The following is a 20,999-nucleotide window of genomic DNA, read 5'->3' as shown; positions in this document are numbered from 1 at the left end:
TTGCGGTCTGGACGGGACTCGAACCCGCGACCCCATGCGTGACAGGCATGTATTCTAACCAACTGAACTACCAAACCTCTGCGTTATTGCGGTTGCAAAGATAGAACAGAATTTCATTTCTGCAAGCGTTTTGCTAAAAAAAATCAAATATATTTTTAAATCGTTAGCCAAAGTTTTGTTTTTCAACCAAATATGTAGTCAATATTTTTTCAAAATTATCTCCTACATTCACCGGAACGTACTTAATCTGGTTCTTTGCGCAGGTCAGCGCTAGTGTTTTAAAGTACTCCTCTGCCCTTTTTTCATATTCCTCTTTTACATTATCGGCAAAAATCGACACTTCTTCTCCTGATTCTAAGTCGATAAACTTTCTGGGGGTATTGTCAAAATCAAATTTCAGCTCTGTTTTGTTGTCAATAACATGAAACAGGACTACTTTATGTTTGTTGTGTTTTAAATGCTGCAAGGCATTAAAAAGCTTTTCATCTTCTTCCGACTGCAGCATGTCCGTAAACAAAATGATCATCGAGCGACGGTGCATTTTTTCAGCAATCTGGTGCAGATAGGTAATGGTATCGGTACTTTTTTTGACTTTTGGCTGTTCTAATAACTGTTCTAATTTATTAAGCAGCATTCGGTGGTGACGGTCACTTCCTTTTTCGGGAGCGTAATATTCGTACGTATCCGAAAACACACTCAGGCCAACGGCATCGCGCTGTTTCTTCAGAATATTCATTAAAACTGCCGAAGCCAGAACAGCAAAACCAATCTTCTTTTCATAAAAAGGCTGATTCGATTTTAATTCCGGATAATGCATCGACGACGAGTTGTCGACAATCAGGTGACAGCGTAAATTAGTTTCTTCCTCAAAACGTTTGGTATACAGGCGATCGGTTTTGGCAAACAATTTCCAGTCGATATGTTTGGTGCTTTCTCCGGCGTTATACACCTTATGCTCCGCAAACTCAGCCGAGAACCCATGAAACGGACTCTTGTGCATGCCCGATATAAATCCTTCCACCACCTGATTGGCCAGCATCTCGAGGTGCTGAAAACTGGATACTTTCTCTATTTCCGATTCGATCTTCATCTTTCAAATGTATTAAAAGATTAAATCATTTAAAAATAAAAAAAGGCCTGACTGACGCCAAACCTTTTTTAACTAATTCAAATCATCCAAAATAAAAATTATTCAGTTCGTTGAAATTTAAAGCTCATATCTCCTGCATAGTAGGTAGTACGAATATTTGTAGGGAACAGCGTTTCTGCAGCTGTACTTGAAATAAACGCATATCCTGTAATGGTTATATTTCCGGCTACAATAGGATAAGTGGCTGCTGATCCGTCTGTTTTGGTTCTGTTGATCCAGTCATCACTATTTACTGTGAAAAAATATTCTTTATCTTTTGTCAATAGAATTGGAGTGATCGCTTTTTCAACGGTAACATTGGCTGTTGCTACATTTACAACTTCAGATTTTATAACCGTTTTGGTGGCTGCATCCCATACTGTAATTCTTAAAGTTGGGTTTACATCCGGAATTTTTACTACTAAAGCGTTTATTTTCCCAGTTACGGTTGGTTTAAAACTGAAACCGTATTCGTAGATTCCTGAGTTTTTTACATCAACGGCTTTTTGGCTGAATCCTGAACCTGCCATATAAGCATCTAATGGATTTTCTTCCGCATATTTAATAGGTTCTGGTCCGTTATCGTTATCACTGCTGCAGGAAATAGCAAACACAGCAAGCGAAAAAATGGACAAAATTGTTTTTAAAGTTTTCATAATAATTAATTTAACTGGTTCTATTTATTGGATTATTTTATACTGTATTAATTTGCTCTCAAAAATTAAGGCTGAATATTAAAACGTGCGCAAACTTCCTGGTAACTCATTTTAGAATAATCCGGTTTTGCCGTTTTAGCTGTTGCAGCGGCAACTCCACCCGGAATCAGGATATAGCGCCAGCTCAATGATGTTGGAAGATTGACAGTCCCTGCTCCGTCATGTCTAAATCGGAACAATTTGATTTTCTTTGCCGTAGAGATAGCTGTAATGGTGTTAGCAAATCCTCCTGCTGTTGAGGTATAAGGCAACGGATAGTTTCCTGCCCCGAAAGACATATAAACCAATACGGTTCCTTTGGCAAGGATATCTTCTGACAATTGGGGAGCAACAATGCTGGTAGACATTCCTGCAGTCCCATCAATAGTTTCTGCAACTGCTGTTGGAGCCGTTAGCCATGCACTGTAAATCACGTTGGCTGTTCCGGTTGCTCCTGTTTGTCCATCAATTCCGTCTTTTCCGTCAGTTCCGTCAGTTCCGTCATCGCTGCTGCAGGATATGGTGGAAATGGCAACTAAAAAAAGCGTAAAAATGGTTTTTGAAATTTTCATAATAATTTTGGTTTTAAAATTTGGCTAAATGATTCTTATTTAATTCAATAACATTATTTTTGTAAAAGTCAAATCTCTAAAAGAACGTTTCTTTTGATCTAATAGCTTAATTACAAAGCAAATTTGCGGGATTAAAATCGGCAGAAAAACAGCTAATAGACAGACGACATTTTAAATAGACAGACGACATAAAATCGAATTAAATGACCAAAAAATATACTTGTATTATTATTGACGATGACGAAATAGACAGACTCACGGTAGTATCGTTTGCCAAAAAGTTTCCGATTCTGGATATTTTAGGTGTTTTTGAATCGGCCGATGAAGCGCTTCCGTTTATCGAAGAACAAAAAGTCGATATCTTATTTCTGGATATCGATATGCCGGGCCTAAACGGAATTGAATTTAGAAAAAAGGCCATGGAAATTCCGGTTTGTATTTTTATCACCGCACATCCCGAACATGCTGTAGAAAGTTTTCAAATAGAAACACTCGATTTTATCGTAAAACCCTTAAAACTCGATCGCTTTACACAAACCATGAGTCGTGTCGAAGAGTTTATGGAAATTAAACTCAAAGCCTTACTTTTTGAAGCGAGCATCGGCGGTGATACTATTTATATTAAAGAAGGCCACGAACAGACGAAAGTAAAACTGCATGAAATTTTATATCTCGAAGCCCTGAAAGATTACACCCTGGTGATTACAGAAAAAAAGAGACATTGTGTGTTGTCGAGCATCGGCAATCTTTTGAAAGAAGATCATTTTCAGTCCTTCATCCGGATCCACAGGAGTTTTGCGGTGCAGAAGCAGTTTATACAGAAAATGAATTCAACGGAAATTATTTTAAACAACAATATTTCAATTCCTGTGGGAAGAAGTTATAAAGAAAACCTAAATCTGATTTAGATGAGAAAAGGCCGTTTTTTGCTGCTGTTTTTTATAACGCTTTCTGTTTTTGCACAACAAGAACCGAATTTGTCCCGATATAAAACCACCAACGAAAAACTAAAAGTCTGGCTGAAATACACTGTTGCTCTTTTGGATTCCGAAGATTATCCAAAATTAATAATCGCCTCACAAAAAGGAATTGAGCTTTCTAAAAATCACGCCGCATATCTCAGCAGATTTTATCTTCAGCAGGGAATTGCATATGAATTTAGTAACAACCAATATCAAAAAGCATTGGTTGATTACGAACAATCCTGGAAATACGCCCGAAAAGTCAATCACTTAAAAAACGAAACTTCGGCTTTAATGCGGCTCAATTATATTTATTATTCTGTTCAGGATACCGTAAAAGGAAAATCCCTGGTCCATTATATCAAACAGGTTCTGGATACGACTAAAAGCGATTACACAAAAGCGGTTTTAAATGGAAGTCTGGCCGAATACTATCAGAATAATTCAAACTTTGAAAACTTTATCAGTTATCAACTGAAAGCCATCAAATACAAAAAACGGCTTAAAAAAGATGCTACCAATGATGAAAACATTGGAGTTTCGTATTCTCAGATTGCGGGTTCCTACCTTAAGATGAAACAATTTAACAAAGTCATAGAATACCTGGAATATGCAAAGCCGTATGTTACAAATTCTCCGTATGTAACCGCTTTTATCTACAACTATTATATACAATGTTATGTTTCTCTAAACAAACCTGAGCAGGCCAAAAAATATTATACTTTAATCTACACCTTACCCACCGTAAAAGATTCGCTGTTTCTGAATTTAAGTTTTGCCAATCGAAGCATGTCGGAACATTACATAAACGAACACCAGATCAATACTGCTTATAACTATGCCAAAAAAGCTGTTGTATTCGGTCAGAAATCTACAGATGAAGAAATTATCATGGAGGCCAATACCATCATGGGACGGGTTCTATATGAAAAAAAGGAGTACAAAAATGCAATAGAAATCCTGAAAAAAGCGGCTGTAAAAGCAGTAAATTACGATAAAGAATTCTTCGTTATCATAAACAAAAAACTCTCTCAGAGTTATGCCGCATTAGGGCTTTGGAAAGAAGCATTCTATTATAACGAAATCTACAGTAAGTATAACGATGAAATGATGCAGGAATCGGCCAAACAAAGCATTGCCAATGCCGAAGCACATTATCAAAACAAAACCAAACAGCAAAAAATCAAAACCCTTTCTACCGAAAATACGATCAAGAATATTCAGATTGGAGAGGCCAAAAAACAACGTCTCTTTTTAATTCTGGGATTAATTCTCGTGGGGATCATCGGATTATTGTTATTCAAACAAAGTCAGAACCGCAAAAAAACCAATCAGAAATTACAGGTTTTGAATCAGGAATTAGATGAAGCCAATAAAATAAAAGCACGGTTTTTTAGCATCCTGAACCACGATTTACGAAGCCCGGTTTCCAATTTAATTCACTTCCTGCACCTTCAGAAAGAAAGTCCGGAGCTCATTGACGAAGCCACCGCTTTGCGAATGCAGACCAAAGTCATTAGCGGAGCAGAGAATTTATTATCCTCTATGGAAGACATTTTGTTGTGGAGCAAAGGGCAAATGGAAAACTTCAAACCTCATCTCCAGAAAACGCCGATTTCGGTTTTATTTGATGAAACTCAAAAGCATTTCTCCGGAATTGAAAACATCCAAATTTTATTTGAAGATCCTGAAAACATAATTTTGGATACCGACGAAAATTACCTGAAAACCATTATCCGAAACCTGACCGGAAACGCCATAAAAGCACTGGATAAAACAACAGACGGGAAAATAATCTGGAAAGCGTGGAATGAAAACAACCAAACCTGTCTTTCCATTACCGACAATGGTCCCGGCGGAACTCAGGAACAGTTTAAAGCCTTATACGACGATTCTGAAGTCATCGGAATCAAATCCGGTTTGGGATTACACCTTATCCGCGATCTCGCAACGGCCATTAATTGTAAAATCGAAGTAACTTCAAAACCCGATTCCGGAACTACTTTTACGATTAAATTCTTAAAATAGAGTTTGCCACGAATTTAAATAATAAGTTGCCACGAATTTCACGAATTTTCACGAATTAAAATGTGTGTTTTTTTGCCACAGATTAAGGGATTTTCACAGATTAGAAAAATCTTTTAAATTCCTTTAATCTGCAGCAAGCTTTTTCAATAAACGTAATAAGTAATTCGTGAAAATTCGTGTAATTCGTGGCAAAAAAAATCCTTTTTAATCCATTAATCTGTGGCAACCTTTTTTAAGCAAAATCAAAATAATTAATTCGCGGAAATTCGTGAAATTCGTGGCAAAAAACCTTTTTAACCTGTAACAATTAGACCCGACAGGTTTTAAAAACCTGTCGGGTCTAATATCCTTTTCCTTTTATATATAAAAAAGGCTTGACTTTCGCCAAACCTTCTTTATATAAATCATAATCTTACGATTACAACAAAGCGTCTAAACTATCTGCGTAGGTTTGTTTCGGAGCAACTCCTACTTGTTTTCCTACTACTTCACCGTTATGAAAAACCAAAACGGTTGGTATGTTACGCACACCATATTTTGCAGCGAATTCCTGGTTAGCATCTACATCTACCTTACCAACCACTACTTTACCTGCGTATTCTTCGCTAATCTGATCAATGATCGGACCAACCATTCTACAAGGACCGCACCATGCTGCCCAAAAATCTACCATTACTGGTTTATCTGATTTCAAAACTACTTCGTCAAAAGTAGCATCTGTTATTGCTAATGCCATAATAATTTTTTATTTAAAGTTTATCCCTTGAATTTCTCTCAGGGGAGCAATTTTTAATTTGTTCCTTAACTGAGTACAAATTTAGAAATTTTAAATCAATCAAACGCCATAACCAAATTAGTTTTCATTATAAACGTATTGTCATTAATTATATTAGTACTAAAATTCTTATTTGTAAGTTTTGTCCTATACCCGATTGTGAGGCACGTTTTTAGGAATTCCATCCTTTTTACTGTATCTTTAGTAATCCTGAAAATCAGTTTCTATGAAAGCAGCTTTACTACACCTGAAAAACTTTTTACAATCAGCCGGTTTTAAAAAATACGCCAGACGATTTGGCTATTTCATTGCGGGGTGCATTGTATTGGTTCTTATTCTGGCCGGAAGCCTGTCTTTTTATTTCAACCGGAACAAGACTGAAATTATTGCGAAAATCAACACCACCATCAACGAAAACATCAACGGACAGTTTCATGTGGGCGATTTTCAGTATAAGTTCCTAACCGGTTTTCCGAATTTTACCCTGGCTTTAAAAGAGGTTGAACTCAAAGACAATCAATGGAAAACCCATCAGCATACTTTATTAAAAGCCAAAGAAATCGAAGCCCGCCTAAACATCTGGAGCTTGTTGCAAAACGAAATCAACATTCATAAAATCCTCATTAACGATGCGGATATTTATGTCTACAAAGCCGAAAACGGTTATTCGAACGCCGATATCTTTAAACCTAAAAAGAAAAAAGCACCCGCAGATCAATCCAATACCGGAACGACAATCGATCAGGTCGACCTCAACGACGTACATTTTATTCTGGACAATCGTTTGGGGCATAAACTGTTTGATTTTGATGTTTCCAGCCTGAAAACCAAAGTAGACTACGACGGAGACGACTGGCAAACCGATGTTTTTCTCGACACCCAGATCAAAAGTCTGGCTTTTAATACCAAACATGGCAGTTTTGCCAAAGAGAAAGAACTCAGGGGAACTTTTAATGTTGCCTATTCTTCCGAAAAAGAAAAAATAAATGTCGTCACCCGAAACCTAAAAATCGGAGCGGACTCTTTTGACATCATCGCTTTTTTTAATCTCGCCAAAGGCAATGCCCTGTTCGGGATCAATATCGGGACCACCATTTTATGGCAAAATGCTTCGAATGTCTTATCTGCCAACATCAGTTCGAAGTTAAACCGATTCAATTTGAGTAAACCCATAGACGTGAATTGCGACATCAAAGGTGATTTTAATGCCGAGGGCGATCCCAAAATTGTCGTTCAGGCGATTATAAAAGACAACGAACTGAGTATTCCCGACGGGTTGATTAAAAACTGTAATTTCAAAGGTATTTTTACCAACAATTTCAAACCCAAAGACGGTTACAACGACGCCAATTCGGCTATTATCCTGACTCAATTTGCAGGGGATTATGAAAACATTCCGCTTACGATTCCACAATTGTCGATTAACAATCTCAATAAACCTGTCGCTACCGGAAACGTAAGTTCTGATTTTGAGGTGGAAAGGCTCAACGAAATCAGCAACGACAAATGGATTCAGTTTACATCCGGTCACGCCAAAGCCAACCTGAAATTTCAGTTTGATATTGTCGGTTTGCACATCGAAAAGCCGCGTTTTATTGGTAAAATAAATGTTGACGATGCTTCCTTTCATTACATTCCGAAGAATCTTCATGCCATAAAAACCAATATCCATCTCAATTTTACAGAGAAAGCCTTACTGATCCAGGAAATCGCTTATAAACATAATAAGAATACGATTTTCATCGAAGGAAAAATTGACAATTTCCTGAACCTCTATTATGATGCTCCCGAAAGAATGGTCGTCAACTGGAAAATTTATTGTCCGAATATCGACCTCAAACAATTTCTGGGCGTTTTGGCGACTTCCAAAAAAACAAAAGCCATTGCCAAAGCGGGCAAAAGAACCACCATCTCCAACCATCTAAGAACCGTAATCGATAAATGTTTGGTGGTAATCGACATCAAAGCCGACAAAATCAATTATAATAAACTAACGGCGACCAATACCACCGCAACCATTCAGATGATCGATTCGAAATTGGTGATCAAAAACGGTTCCCTGCAAACCTCCGGCGGAAGCATCAACTTTAACAGCGAAGTACAGCCCAGCGGAAAAAACTTTGCCTTTAGCGCTGACGCGCAGGTCAAGCGGGTTGATATTGCGAGTTTTTTACGCTCGTTCAACAACTTCGGCGTGACGTCTTTTAATCCAAACAACATCAAAGGAAAACTCAGCAGTGAGGCCAACGTAACGGGTTTTATCAACGGCAATGGCGCGCTGATCACGAATTCGATGCACGGCAATCTGACGTTCAACGTCAAACAGGGTGCTTTGTTAAACTTCGAGCCTATTGTAAAAATCGGGAAGTTTGCCTTTCCGTTTCGCGATGTCAAAAATATTACCTTTAGTGATTTATCGGGCATTCTTAAATTGCGCGGAGAGCAGATCGATGTCAATGATTTCACCATCAGTTCGAGCGTTTTAAACCTCGATGCCGAAGGTATTTATTCCTTTGGCCGCGGCACCAATCTCGCCCTCACCATCCCACTCCGAAACTCCAAAAACGACATCAATCTCGCCACCCAGGCCGAACGTGATGCGGTTCGCGAACGTGGTCTTGTCCTGCATTTAACTGCTGTTGATGATGAAGGGAAAATGAAAATTAAGTGGGGGAAGAAGGGGAAGTAAATTTATTTATAACACACTTTCCACCCAATCTTGTCATTCCGAAGAATGAGGAATCACACCAGAAACTCGACAAAGATTTGTCACTCTGAGCGAAGTCGAAAAGTTTTCCAGCTTGTAATTTGGATTTTAAATATTGAATTATTTAGAAACTCTTCCATAATTCATTTTCATTAAACAAAGTATATGGATAAGAATCCTAAAGCAAATAGTACTACAATCATTGAAATTCCAACTTCGTTAATTCTAGAAACTCGCTGTTCAAAATTCTTTTTAAATGATAATAAAGCGGGTACAAAAAATAAATTTATTAAAATACTAAATGGTAAAATCCAATTAGAAACTCCAGCAGGACCACCATGCGAAAGAAATATAGAAACCGAAACAGGAATAAGATAGATATTTACAATAATGATTAAAAAAGCTATAATTCGATTTCTTCTGCTTATCATAAATATTATGCATTAAATTAGAATCAACATATGATCACAAAGATATTTTCTTTTTTAGAATCTTAACACGCCAGTCAGAAAATGATTGGCGTTTTTTTATGGAAAAGAATTAAAACTATCGGTTAATATCGAGTTGAAAACTATTATTTAATGAGGCCAATTGTACTCGGGTCAATTGTATGCACGAAATTACTTTTATAAACTATGAATATCAAAGAAAAATTCGGATTCAAAGTCAAAGAACTTCGAGAACAAAAAGGATACTCAATCGAGTATTTAGCCAATATTTCCAACGTTGACAGAAACTATATTTCTGACATTGAAAAAGGTCAACGAAATGTTTCGATAGAAATCATAGAAAAAATAATTACAGCTCTCGATACCGATTTTGGAGCTTTTTTCAACGACAACAATTTTAAGAAATAATGACACAAAAAAAGTATTCAGACATAAAAGAGAAACTCCATATCGAAGTTGATAAAAAAACAGATAATGGACTTGCTCAACTTACTCATTATTTTCACAACCATACAAATGGAGTTTCACAATATTTCGAAAGTGATGCAGCAGAATATTTAACTGATATACATGAGAAATTGAATATTGTTGAAGAACCTGATTTTCAATATTATTTACCAATTAAATGGGACATACCATTCCCTCCAGTTAAAAATCCTGAATTTAAATTTATTGATCTATTTGCAGGTATTGGCGGTATAAGACTGGCATATCAAAATCTAGGCGGTAAGTGTGTTTTTACTAGTGAATGGGATACTTATTCGAAAAAAACATACGAGGCAAATTTTGGAAAAGTCCCTTTCGGAGACATAACTCAGATCAATGAAACTGAAATTCCTGATCATGATATTCTTCTTGCTGGTTTTCCCTGCCAACCTTTCTCAATTGCAGGAGTATCAAAAAAAAATGCATTAGGCCGAAAACATGGTTTTCTGGATGAAACACAAGGAACACTTTTTTTTGATATAGCACGAATCCTTAAACATAAAAGACCTAAAACTTTCATGTTAGAAAACGTCAAAAATCTTGTATCTCATGACAAAGGCAATACATTTAAAGTTATCCAAAACACATTAAGAGAATTAAATTATACTATTTATTTTAAAGTTTTAGATGGTAAACATTTTGTTCCTCAGCATAGAGAAAGAATTATTATTGTTGGATTTGATAATGAATATTTTAAAGGGAGAGAAAATTTCAAATTCCCTGAAATGAGTGATGTGAAATTTGCATTAAAGGATATTCTTTTACCTGAAGTTGATCCCAAATACACACTATCAGATAAACTTTGGAACTATTTACAAGAATATGCTAAAAAACATAAAGCCAAAGGAAATGGTTTTGGATTTGGTCTGGCAGATTTAAATGGAATTTCAAGAACAATGAGTGCCAGATATTATAAAGATGGCGCAGAAATATTAATTCCTCAGGAAGGTAAAAATCCTAGACGACTAGTGCCTAGGGAATGCGCAAGACTTCAAGGATTTCCTGATAATTTTGTGATTCCTGTTTCTGACAATCAAGCTTATAAACAATTTGGAAATTCAGTAGTTTCACCTTTAATGCAGGCAGTTGGCAAAAATTTAGTCGCAGAAATTGTAAAACAAAAGGCTAATCAAAAATTAAATTCTCCCGAGCAATAACAGGATAAATTAATTATAATTTTATAATAATGGGAAATGGTCTTCTTTCAAAATACTTTAAAAACATAGGCGCAAAAAGACTTAGTGAAGTTGAAGTTGATCCCAAAGTTTCTAACCAACATGAATTTAATGGTATTAGTGGATTTAGATCTATGTTAGGCACGGAAAGATCTAAACATGAATGTGTTTTTATATACCTAACTGACAATGAAGAAACTATATTACGAGAAGAAGGATTCCTGTCTTGGTATAACGCAAGGAAAGATACCCCTAATAGAAGCGCAGAATATCGTCTTTATTATTCCGCAACACAAGTTATGGAAAGTGCTAATGCTGGTGACTTTTTATTAATTGGACTCACACATGATAACAAATTAGCTGTGGTAGTAGCTCCTAAGGGAACAACGGCTGAACAGCAATTACTTTGGCTTTTTGAAATAGAAGAAATTGGAAACAAATTTATTTTCCGTGATATTTCCTCAAATGACATCAAACTTAATTTTGCAGGAAAATATATTCTTAATTCACTTGGTTTTGAAATTGATGAGACTGAGCCAGATTTCTTAGACTTGATCCTTAATAAATTTGGAAATAAGTTTCCTTCAACATCGGACTTTTCAGAATTTGCCCGTTCCACAGTTGGTAATGTTTCCCCAATTGAAGAACCAGATCAAACTTTGATTGCTTGGCTTGAAAGAGAAGAAATGCTTTTCAAAACGCTTGAGAAACATATTGTATCAAAAAAACTTGAACAAGGATTTGGAGAAAATAGGATAGACGTAGACGATTTTATTTCATTCTCATTAAGCGTTCAGAATAGAAGAAAGTCTCGTGCCGGTTTTGCTTTTGAAAATCATCTCGCCTCTATTTTTAAATTTCAAGAAATAAACTTTTCTAAAGGAGCAAAAACAGAAAGGAATAACAAACCTGATTTTCTTTTTCCGTCGATAACAAATTATCATAACCCAGATTTCCCCGTTGAATTATTGACAATGCTTGGTGTTAAGACTACAGCAAAAGATAGATGGAGACAAGTTTTATCGGAAGCAGAGAGAATTACTTCCCAGAAACATTTAATCACGTTAGAGCCCGCAATAAGCGTAAATCAGACTGACGAAATGTTAGCGCAAAATTTACAACTTGTAATTCCACAATCTTTGAAGGAAACTTATACTGCTTCTCAACAATTAAATTTATTAAACCTTCAAGACTTTATAAACGTAGTTCGACAACGACAAAATAAAATAACTTAATTTGTTATGGATGTCCACAATCCAGAACAACGCTCCAAAAACATGCGTGCCATCAAAAGCACTGCAACAAAAGCTGAAGTAAGTTTGGCAAAAGCCTTATGGAATCTAGGTTACCGCTACAGAAAAAACAATAAAACAGTTTTTGGAAAACCGGACTTTACCTTTAAAAAACTAAAAATTGCAGTATTCGTAGATTCAGAATTCTTCCATGGAAAAGACTGGGAAACGCGGAAAAAACCACAAACCAATCCTGAATTCTGGATCAAAAAAATCGAACGAAACATGCAACGCGACATAGAAGTCAATGCACATTTAGAAGCTCAAAACTGGAAGATTCTGCGTTTCTGGAGCAACGATATCAAAAAGAATTTGGATTCCTGTATTCTTGAAATTCAAAATGCCATAAACGAAAGACAAAACACTTAGAAACTTCCTGTTGTATTTTTACTTTTCAATTTCATTTCTACAACAAATTTGTTGTAAATATTCTGTTGTACTTTTTTTCTCCAACAAAATTTTTACAACAAAACTGTTGAAAATATTCTGTTGTAGTTTTTTTTACAACAGAAATTTTACAACAGATTTTTTTTCAAAATAAACGGCTTTAAACAAAAAAAGCCACTGCTAACAGTGGCTTTTTCGGTTTTTTAATCAGTCAACATCCAGATAAGGATTTAGGATTTCGGCTAGTTCGTTCATCCAGTAAAAGCAAACTTCGAGACTTCTTTTATCTGAATGCAGCGGTTCGTGATCACGCATGACGCCGAGAGCAAGCAGATAATTGACATGTCTGATGGTTTTGGCCATACTCTCCGGATCAATGGAATGGCTGAAGAAATCATTTAACCTCAATTCGGTTTCTTTTGAAAAGGTGTTGGTACTCATAATCTCAAAGTTTAGGGAATAAAAAACCCGTACGGGTTAGCTGTCCTACGCCTTCGAGAACGCGTTGTGGTTGTTTCCAATACCGCCAGCATGCCATACGGGCAAGAAGTTTTGTTGTGTTCATAATCTCGAAGTTTAGGACTGCGAAGATACACAAAAGATGGGAACTTCTGCAAGTCAGTACAAAAAAATACAAGATAAATTCTTACAATTTATATTTTCCTATTGGTGTGGAGTTTGTGATGTGATTTCTCCTTCGTCGAAATGACAAAATGGGGTAACTATTTTCATAATGTTTTATTAACTCACTTGGCTTTTCATTCTAATTAAAATAGCTTTGAGAAACAATCACTAAATATAAACTATATGAAAATTCAAATCAATACAGACAAGAACATCGAAGGACACGAAAGATTAGCTACTTACTTTTCTGAAGAATTAGAAAAAGGCCTAAACCGTTTTGAAGAAAAAATTACCCGCGTTGAAGTACATTTCGGAGATGAAAACGGAGAGAAATTCAGCTTAAACGATAAAAAATGCGTGATCGAAGTTCGTGTAGCCAATTTACAACCCTTAACTGTAACAGACCACTCCGATACACTTGAAAAAGCCTTCAGCGGTGCGCTGGCCAAAGCAAAAAAATCACTTACTACGACTTTCGAAAAAATGAAAGAGTATTAATTTATATAGATTAATCTACCAATAGCGATATCGCTAACGAATAGAAACAAAAAACCGAATACGATTTGTATTCGGTTTTTTTGTGTTTATGATTTTGGTAACGGCTGCCCTACTGGAATATCGCAACGATGTCCCGGTTGTCCGTGTGCCGGATTCATGCCTTCTGCTACCTGATTGGTAGTTTCTGTACTCAGCAATGCCGGTACGTTACTTTTGGCAGGCGGTGGTGTTACGGTTATTTTTTGCGAAAACGATCCGCCTTGCGAAGGAGCCGAAGCTGTAGCGGTGGTACTCGCTTTCGGAGAATTCAGCGGTGCTCCAACAGGAATATCACATCGATGTCCCGGTTGTCCGTGCGATGGATTCATTCCTTTGGCTACTTTTACGGGTGCTGCCGTGGTGGTCGTAGTTACCACCTGCTTGCCCGGATTGACCTGCATGGTTTGTGCGGTCTGCGTCGTGGTGGTCTGCGTTTGTGTTTGTGTCGGAGCCGAATTTAACGGTGCTCCAACCGCAATATCACAGCGGTGGCCGGGTTGTCCGTGTGCCGGATTTATGCCGCCGGTGGCGTTCATTACGGTATTCGGGTTGGCAGTTGGCGCAGGTGCGGCCGCTGCTGTATTGACTTTGGTGGTGTCTTTCACTAGCCCCAATTTTACCAATTCTGAGGTTGGGGTGTTTTCCTGTGGTTCGAGTTCCTTCTTGCAGGATACCAAAACCAAAGAGGAAAGGACTAGAGAGCTTATAATGATTTTCGAATTCATAACGGTAGTATTTTAAGAGCTCTCAAATATACTAAATAAACATATAAGGGTTATAAGTTCATTTAAGTTTTGATTACTGTGTGTTTTTAACCGCTAGGAGCGCTAAGATTAACATTGTAACGGGATAAACCATGTAAGGGAGGTAAGTTCATTTAAGCTTTGAGTTGTTTAACCGCAAGGAACGCGAAGATTTACGCAAAGTACGCAAGGCTAAAAAACTTTGCGCCTTTGCGTCTTTGCGTGATTAAAAAATGCACAAAGTGTTGAGAAATTGCACGCAAAGTCGCGAAGTCGCAAAGAAAAACTTAAAAAAAAACTTTGCGCTTTTGCGCCTTTGCGTGATTAAAATATGTCCACCTGCCTCCCGAGGCGTTGAGAAATTACACGCAAAGTCGCGAAGTCGCAAAGAAAAACTTAAAAAAAACTTTGCGCCTTTGCGTCTTTGCGTGATTAAAAAATGCACAAAGCGTTGAGAATTGCACGCAAAGTCGCAAAGTCGCAAAGAAAAAAAAACTTTGCGTGCTTGGCGCTTTTACTTTGCGCCCTTTGCGGTTAAATATATTTACTAACTTTAAAACCAAAAACAAACCCACTATGAAAAAATCACTTCTCCTTTTATTATTCGTTACGGCTTTTGCCCATGCACAAAATGCCGAAAAAGAAAACATCAACAATACTTTAGATCATTGGCACAAAGCAGCTGCCGAAGTAAAGTTTGAGGCTTACTTTAATGCCATGGCCGACGATGCCATTTATATCGGAACCGATGCAACAGAAAACTGGACCAAACCGGATTTCAAAGCCTGGGCAAAACCTTTTTTTGACAAAGGAACTACCTGGAATTTTAAGGCTTTGGAACGCCATATCTTTTTTGACAAAACCGGAAAAATCGCCTGGTTTGATGAATTGCTCAGTACACAAATGAAAATCTGCCGCGGATCGGGTGTTTTGGTGAAAGTGGGGAAAGAATGGAAAATTCAACATTATGTTTTATCGATGACCGTTCCGAATGACGAGGTTGATGCTGTGACCAAAATAAAAGCGCCTATTGAAGATGCCCTGATTGCAAAGCTTCAGAAAAAATAAACAAATTGAGGGATTGTTATTATAATCCTAACTTTTTGAGTGCTTTACAAAACCGAATATCGATTTAATTATAACATATTTATCAAGTAAGCCTGTTTTTTTAATCCTGAAAATAGCATACTGTCAAAAAAAGGTATTGAATTTTACAAAATTGACTAAAATAAAGCCGTGCCCTCTATTTTATCAGCCCTAAAAAGCTGAATATTTATTTTTTTTTAACTTTGACCCCAAAAAAAATAGGGTTTAAATAAAGTATCTGAAAAATGAAAATAGAAAAACGCTGGATCATTTCCTTTATTATTATAAGTATTGTTTGTATTACAGGGGCATTTTGGCCAACGGTTACCGAAAACAATTACGTACTGTCTGAATTTGGAACTACAGACCACATAGTTCCTGCCGATGTTGCCTGGATGCTTACCTCCTGCTGTCTGGTTTTGATTATGACACCCGGATTATCATTTTTTTACGGCGGAATGGTCGGCAAGAAAAATGTAATCTCGACGATGCTGCAAAGTTTTATCTGTCTGGGTGTGGTAACGCTTTTATGGGTTACTGTGGGTTTCAGTCTGGCTTTTGGAGATCCGGTAGGTTTTGGCACAGGAGCGCATTTTTACAGTTTCTTTGGTAATCCGACCACTTTTGCTTTTATGGATTATGTGGGCGTTCTTCCGCATAAAAAATTAGCGAGCACGATTCCGTTTATGTTATTCGCTTTGTTCCAGATGAAGTTTGCCATTATTGCTCCGGCAATTATTACAGGTTCATTTGCAGAACGCGTTCGTTTTATATCGTATTTAATCTTTATCAGTTTGTTTACGATTTTCATCTATGCGCCTTTATGCCATGCCGTTTGGTATCCAACGGGTGTTTTGGGCAGTTATTTTGGTGTGAAAGATTTTGCAGGGGGAACCGTGGTACACATGAGTTCCGGTTTTGCAGCTTTGGCCGGAGTGCTGGTTTTAGGAAAAAGAAAAAACAGTTTACATATTCCGACCAATATTCCGTTTGTCTTATTAGGAACGGGAATGCTATGGTTCGGCTGGTTTGGCTTTAATGCCGGTTCTGCTCTTGCGGCCAACGGAACTGCTGCCATGGCTTTTGCCACGACCACAACCTCATCGGCGGCAGCCATGTTAACCTGGGTTTTCTTTGACCGAATGAACGGTAGAAAAGTTTCCGCTCTCGGGGCCTGTATCGGAGCTGTGGTAGGTTTGGTGGCCATAACGCCCGCAGCAGGTTATGTTTCGGTTCCGGAAAGTATGTTTTTCGGATTTGTAACGGCTTTGGTTTCTAATTCAGTTGTGAATTGTAGTTTCTCGAGAAGATTTGACGATACGCTTGACGTTTTTGCCTGTCACGGTGTGGGCGGTATCATGGGAATGATCCTGACCGCGATTTTTGCACATGGCGAAAAGGCAAGTTTACTGCACGGCGGCTGGAACGTATTTATGCATCATATGATTGCTTTGGTGCTGGTTTCGATCTTTACTTTCTTCGGGGCTTATTTCCTATTCAAAGTAACCAACTTTATTATTCCGCTGCGTGTTTCCGAAGAATCCGAACACATCGGACTGGATTTATCACAACACGATGAGACATTAGATCCTAAAATGTTAGCCGTACCGGAAACACAATACCATTAAGATATTTGCTTTGCCACGAATTTTAATTAAAATATAGTTTGCCACGAATTACACGAATTCTCACGAATTAATTTTAAGCAGCATACGCGAAAAATTAGTGGAGATTAGTGTAATTCGTGGCAAAAAAACATACCATTACGCATAAAATAGTAGCCACAGATTACACAAATTCTCACGAATTAATTTTAAGCAGCATACGCGAAAAAATTAGTGGAAATTCGTGCAATTCGTGGCAAAAAAACATACCATTACGCATAAAATAGTAGCCACAGATTACACAAATTTTCACGAATTAATTTAAGCAGCATACGCGAAAAATTAGTGCCAATTCGTGCAATTCGTGGCAAAAAAATATCATTACCCATAAAAAATTAGTGCAAATTCGTGTAATTCGTGGCAAAAAACAAAACCACTCTAATTCATTCGTTTATATTCCTTAATTTTGCTGAAAATTTTTGTAAAAGTGGGAAGTAAAAATAAACTTAAAAGATTCAGGGAAAACGAAACATTTGAAAACGTTTTTCAACCAACCAGAGAAGAAGTGGTAGGCAATTTAATGCCCTTAAGAGGAAAATGGAATACTGATTTCTTTAAAAATGATAATCCGTTAGTCCTGGAATTAGGCTGTGGAAAAGGAGAATATTCTGTTGGATTAGCCGAAAAATATCCCAACAAAAATTTTATCGGAATCGATATTAAAGGCGCGCGTTTCTGGAGAGGTGCCAAAACTGCGGTAGAAAATGGCCTGCATAATGTTGCCTTTATCCGAACTCAAATCGAACTGATCAACCATGTTTTTGCCGAAAATGAAGTGGATGAAATCTGGATTACTTTTCCGGATCCGCAAATCAAATACAAAAGAACCAAACACAGAATGACGAATTCTGAGTTCCTGAAATTATACAAAACAATCCTTAAAAAAGACGGTGTGGTAAACCTGAAAACCGACAGCGAATTCATGCACGGTTATACCTTGGGATTACTGCACGGAGAAGGACACGAAGTTTTATACGCCAACCATAATGTGTACAGAAACGAAGGAAGTCCGGAAGAAGTAACTGCTTTCCAGACTTTTTACGAGAAACAATATTTAGAAATTAACAAGGCAATTACGTATATTCGTTTTAAAATTAAAGATTAATTTAGTTTTAAAACCAAATACTAACCCATCATTTAACTGAATGGCATTACTTACTCCATTACTTTCAGGTTTCATTGCCGCTTTCATCGGAATTATTCCTCCTGGTCTAATTAACATGACGGCAGCCAAAATAAATCTGAAAGAAGGAAAAAAGAATGCGCTTTGGTTTGTCGTTGGTGCCGTTCTCGTTATTTTTTTCCAGGTTTCCTTAGCCGTTTTATTCGCTCAGGTCATCGACAACAGGCCGGACGTGGTTACGTTATTACGTGAAGTTGGTTTTGCGATTTTTTCGATCCTGACGATTTACTTTTTGTTTATCGCCAAAGAACCTAAAGCTAAAAAATCGAAGATTAAAAAAAGCAGTAAAAAAAGCCGTTTCTTTCTGGGCATGCTGCTTTCGGGACTGAATTTCTTCCCGATTCCGTATTATGTTGTGGTGAGTGTCACTTTGGCTTCTTACCATCTTTTTGCTTTTGAAAACAATGTCATTTTCACTTTTGTATTTGGATCTGTTTTAGGTTCATTCGCTGTTTTATACAGCTACATTGCTTTCTTCGGAAGAATCGAAAAGAAAACCGATTATATCATGCGAAATATGAATACAATCATTGGAAGCATTACGGGTCTGATTGCTATTGTAACGCTTTTTAATATTCTGAATTACTATTTCGGGTAAAAATATAGTTGCCGCAGATTAAAAGTGATTCTTGTTGTGATGAATTTTTCACGCAGATTTTGGAGATTTAGCAGATAAAATCAACTATGGCTGAAGATAATTTTTTTGAAAGAGTTTATGCGGTTGCCAGACAAATTCCGTATGGGAAAGTAACTTCGTATGGCGCTATCGCAAAGGCTTTGGGAACAGCCCGTTCTGCACGAATGGTGGGCTGGGCTATGAATGCCTGTCATAATATGGAAGATGTTCCCGCGCACAGGGTCGTTAACCGAAAAGGACTTCTGACCGGAAAACATCATTTTGACGGAACCAATTTAATGCAGCAGCTTCTGGAAAGCGAAGGTATTGTGATAGAAAACAATCAGATTATCGATCTCGAAAAACACTTTTGGACACCCGAAATTGAACTTTAAATAACTTTACCATATAAGTAATGTAAGTTCATTTAAGTTTTGCGCGGAACGTTTGAGGTCATTTGTCAAAATGGAACAAGTTAGCATAACATCCCTATTATATGAACTTATAATCACTTATATGGTAGAAAAGGTCAGGAGTTAAATCAAACAAATCACAAAACTCGTCCGGTCTTCATCGGTCTGGTAGCTTAGGTAACCGCCGTGTGCTTCTATGATGTTTTTAGAAAGCGTTAGCCCAATTCCGGCGCCGTCTTTTCTGGTAGTGAAAAACGGGAGAAATACTTTGTCCCTGATCTCGTTGTCGATTCCTTTTCCGTTGTCTGAAATGGTAATGAAAAAGCGATTGTTTTCGGTATAGCTGGACAAAAACATTTTCTTTTCGCTCTTTTCTTTCAAAGCATACACGCTGTTGGTAATTAAATTGATAATCACCTGTTCCATCTGGTTTTTGTCAATCAGAATCGATCGTGAACTATTGATTTCGTTTATCAATTCGATATTTTCCGCTTTCAGAATCGGACTCATGATTCGCATACAATCTTCAAAAAGCGCATTGATCGGCGTCATTACTTTGGTCGGCGTCGGAAGCATGGCTAGTTTTCGGTAATTCTCTACAAAAACCTGCAAGTGATCACTTCTGTTGATGATGGTCGAAATACTGCTTTTGATGTCTTCAAAATCTTCTTCCACCAATTGTTCCTGATCAACAATGTGCAGCAAATTTTGCGAAAGTGCCCGAATAGGCGTTAGGGAATTCATTAATTCATGCGAAATAATCTTCATCAGATTGATCCAGGCTTCTTTCTCTTTTTTCTCAATAACGCGCTGTATGCTGTCTAATAAAATGATAAAATATTCCTTATCGTATGTTTTGGTATGGGAAGTCTGCAACACAAAAGTCTGCAGATCCTGCTCTTCAATTTTTATCGAAATAGCTGATTTTAATTCGGTAAAACCCAATTTCTCGATTTCATTACAAAGTGACGGCAGATAATTCTTAAGGTATTTCCAATGACTGACTTTTGGTACTTTAAACAGGTTTGAAAAACAATCGTTCATTAAAAAAATATGCCATTCGTCGTTTTCTTTTTCCAGAATTAAAGTGGCGGTATCGATATTGTCCAGAATCGATTGGTAAATAAGTTCTTTCGAAACCTGCTCTTGTTCCTTTACCTTTAATGTATTGTACAACAGATACAACGTCTTAAAGTTTTCTTTTTTATACTCTTCCGGGAAATTGGTCGAAAAATCATTCTGTAGTATCGAAAGCAGGGTTTTATCGTAAAACAACATTCGGTTTTTTATCGCAACATACATTTCCGAAATCAGTATAACCGCAAAGAAACCAACCAAAATAGCATTGTAATAAAGTCCTTTGTAAATCAGAAAAACGCAAAAGAAAAACAATACCATAATACACAGTATTCTTAAAAACAAAGCATTGTAGAATTTCAGGTTTTTCATTGTTTTATTTTTTTATGGCCACAGATT

21 protein-coding genes and 1 tRNA gene are annotated in these 20,999 nt (G+C 37.1%); 14 read left to right on the top strand and 8 right to left on the bottom strand.

Annotated features, from left to right (window positions below; genetic code table 11):
• Window positions 1-3 precede the first annotated feature (3 nt).
• From GJU43_RS08120 to GJU43_RS08105, 4 genes are all read right to left on the bottom strand, one after another.
• Window positions 4-77 (bottom strand) — tRNA-Asp (locus GJU43_RS08120).
• A gap of 86 nt (window positions 78-163) precedes the next feature.
• Entirely contained in the window at window positions 164-1,090 is a 927-nt protein-coding gene (locus tag GJU43_RS08115) for a DUF58 domain-containing protein (RefSeq protein WP_154340269.1), read from the bottom strand.
• A gap of 98 nt (window positions 1,091-1,188) precedes the next feature.
• Window positions 1,189-1,785, bottom strand: a complete 597-nt coding sequence (locus GJU43_RS08110) for a DUF4082 domain-containing protein (protein ID WP_154340268.1) — start codon at window positions 1,783-1,785, stop codon at window positions 1,189-1,191.
• Window positions 1,786-1,850: 65 nt separating this feature from the next.
• A complete protein-coding gene (locus tag GJU43_RS08105) occupies window positions 1,851-2,396 on the bottom strand; it encodes a hypothetical protein (RefSeq protein ID WP_154340267.1) in 546 nt (181 codons plus the stop codon).
• Between the two features lie 203 nt (window positions 2,397-2,599).
• Between GJU43_RS08105 and GJU43_RS08100 the strand changes: the two genes are divergently transcribed.
• Both GJU43_RS08100 and GJU43_RS08095 read left to right on the top strand, forming a co-directional pair.
• A complete protein-coding gene (locus GJU43_RS08100; RefSeq protein WP_154340266.1) occupies window positions 2,600-3,304 on the top strand; it encodes a LytTR family DNA-binding domain-containing protein in 705 nt (234 codons plus the stop codon).
• Window positions 3,305-5,386: a HAMP domain-containing sensor histidine kinase gene (locus GJU43_RS08095; RefSeq protein ID WP_154340265.1), complete on the top strand. Its 2,082-nt coding sequence runs from the start codon at window positions 3,305-3,307 to the stop codon at window positions 5,384-5,386.
• 418 nt (window positions 5,387-5,804) lie between these two features.
• On the opposite strand, the gene trxA is transcribed toward GJU43_RS08095, so the two are convergent.
• Window positions 5,805-6,122 carry a thioredoxin gene (trxA, locus tag GJU43_RS08090; protein WP_041516662.1) on the bottom strand — a complete coding sequence of 106 codons (318 nt, stop codon included), beginning with the start codon at window positions 6,120-6,122 and terminating at the stop codon, window positions 5,805-5,807.
• Window positions 6,123-6,387: 265 nt separating this feature from the next.
• Here trxA and GJU43_RS08085 point away from each other — a divergent pair, with 265 nt between their 5' ends.
• The 6 genes from GJU43_RS08085 (at window position 6,388) to GJU43_RS08060 (ending at window position 12,639) form a co-directional block, all read left to right on the top strand.
• Window positions 6,388-8,850, top strand: coding sequence for an AsmA family protein (locus tag GJU43_RS08085; protein WP_154340264.1), 2,463 nt, complete (start codon window positions 6,388-6,390; stop codon window positions 8,848-8,850).
• A gap of 183 nt (window positions 8,851-9,033) precedes the next feature.
• Window positions 9,034-9,246, top strand: a complete 213-nt coding sequence (locus tag GJU43_RS08080) for a hypothetical protein (protein ID WP_154340263.1) — start codon at window positions 9,034-9,036, stop codon at window positions 9,244-9,246.
• Window positions 9,247-9,503: 257 nt separating this feature from the next.
• Window positions 9,504-9,725, top strand: coding sequence for a helix-turn-helix domain-containing protein (locus GJU43_RS08075; protein ID WP_026982691.1), 222 nt, complete (start codon window positions 9,504-9,506; stop codon window positions 9,723-9,725).
• Window positions 9,725-10,960: a DNA (cytosine-5-)-methyltransferase gene (gene dcm / locus GJU43_RS08070; protein ID WP_154340262.1), complete on the top strand. Its 1,236-nt coding sequence runs from the start codon at window positions 9,725-9,727 to the stop codon at window positions 10,958-10,960. The genes GJU43_RS08075 and dcm overlap by 1 nt, the downstream gene beginning before the upstream one ends.
• 29 nt (window positions 10,961-10,989) lie before the next feature.
• A complete protein-coding gene (locus GJU43_RS08065) occupies window positions 10,990-12,213 on the top strand; it encodes a type II restriction endonuclease (protein WP_154340261.1) in 1,224 nt (407 codons plus the stop codon).
• 6 nt (window positions 12,214-12,219) lie between these two features.
• Entirely contained in the window at window positions 12,220-12,639 is a 420-nt protein-coding gene (locus GJU43_RS08060) for a very short patch repair endonuclease (protein WP_154340260.1), read from the top strand.
• A 225-nt stretch (window positions 12,640-12,864) separates the two neighbouring features.
• Here GJU43_RS08060 and GJU43_RS08055 read toward each other — a convergent pair whose 3' ends face one another.
• A complete protein-coding gene (locus GJU43_RS08055) occupies window positions 12,865-13,098 on the bottom strand; it encodes a hypothetical protein (protein ID WP_154340259.1) in 234 nt (77 codons plus the stop codon).
• A 366-nt stretch (window positions 13,099-13,464) separates the two neighbouring features.
• Between GJU43_RS08055 and GJU43_RS08050 the strand changes: the two genes are divergently transcribed.
• Window positions 13,465-13,779 (top strand): HPF/RaiA family ribosome-associated protein, encoded by a 315-nt coding sequence (locus GJU43_RS08050; RefSeq protein ID WP_154340258.1) that lies wholly within the window; start codon window positions 13,465-13,467, stop codon window positions 13,777-13,779.
• Between the two features lie 86 nt (window positions 13,780-13,865).
• Here GJU43_RS08050 and GJU43_RS08045 read toward each other — a convergent pair whose 3' ends face one another.
• Window positions 13,866-14,543, bottom strand: a complete 678-nt coding sequence (locus tag GJU43_RS08045; RefSeq protein WP_154340257.1) for a hypothetical protein — start codon at window positions 14,541-14,543, stop codon at window positions 13,866-13,868.
• Between the two features lie 594 nt (window positions 14,544-15,137).
• Between GJU43_RS08045 and GJU43_RS08040 the strand changes: the two genes are divergently transcribed.
• From GJU43_RS08040 to GJU43_RS08020, 5 genes are all read left to right on the top strand, one after another.
• On the top strand, window positions 15,138-15,629 hold the full coding sequence (locus GJU43_RS08040; RefSeq protein WP_154340256.1) for a nuclear transport factor 2 family protein: 492 nt from the start codon (window positions 15,138-15,140) through the stop codon (window positions 15,627-15,629).
• A 263-nt stretch (window positions 15,630-15,892) separates the two neighbouring features.
• Window positions 15,893-17,275 carry an ammonium transporter gene (locus GJU43_RS08035; RefSeq protein ID WP_154340255.1) on the top strand — a complete coding sequence of 461 codons (1,383 nt, stop codon included), beginning with the start codon at window positions 15,893-15,895 and terminating at the stop codon, window positions 17,273-17,275.
• A gap of 463 nt (window positions 17,276-17,738) precedes the next feature.
• Window positions 17,739-18,416, top strand: coding sequence for a tRNA (guanosine(46)-N7)-methyltransferase TrmB (trmB, locus tag GJU43_RS08030; protein ID WP_370455550.1), 678 nt, complete (start codon window positions 17,739-17,741; stop codon window positions 18,414-18,416).
• Window positions 18,417-18,456: 40 nt separating this feature from the next.
• Window positions 18,457-19,092 (top strand): LysE family transporter, encoded by a 636-nt coding sequence (locus GJU43_RS08025; protein WP_154340254.1) that lies wholly within the window; start codon window positions 18,457-18,459, stop codon window positions 19,090-19,092.
• Window positions 19,093-19,178: 86 nt separating this feature from the next.
• Window positions 19,179-19,505, top strand: a complete 327-nt coding sequence (locus GJU43_RS08020) for an MGMT family protein (protein WP_154340253.1) — start codon at window positions 19,179-19,181, stop codon at window positions 19,503-19,505.
• Between the two features lie 141 nt (window positions 19,506-19,646).
• Here the strand turns inward: GJU43_RS08020 and GJU43_RS08015 are convergent, their stop codons facing one another.
• Window positions 19,647-20,972 carry a PAS domain-containing sensor histidine kinase gene (locus GJU43_RS08015; RefSeq protein ID WP_154340252.1) on the bottom strand — a complete coding sequence of 442 codons (1,326 nt, stop codon included), beginning with the start codon at window positions 20,970-20,972 and terminating at the stop codon, window positions 19,647-19,649.
• Between the last annotated feature and the right edge of the window lie 27 nt (window positions 20,973-20,999).

It is taken from the genome of Flavobacterium sp. LC2016-23 (assembly GCF_009674775.1).
GTDB lineage: Bacteria > Bacteroidota > Bacteroidia > Flavobacteriales > Flavobacteriaceae > Flavobacterium.
This window is presented reverse-complemented; position numbering and strand designations above follow the sequence as displayed.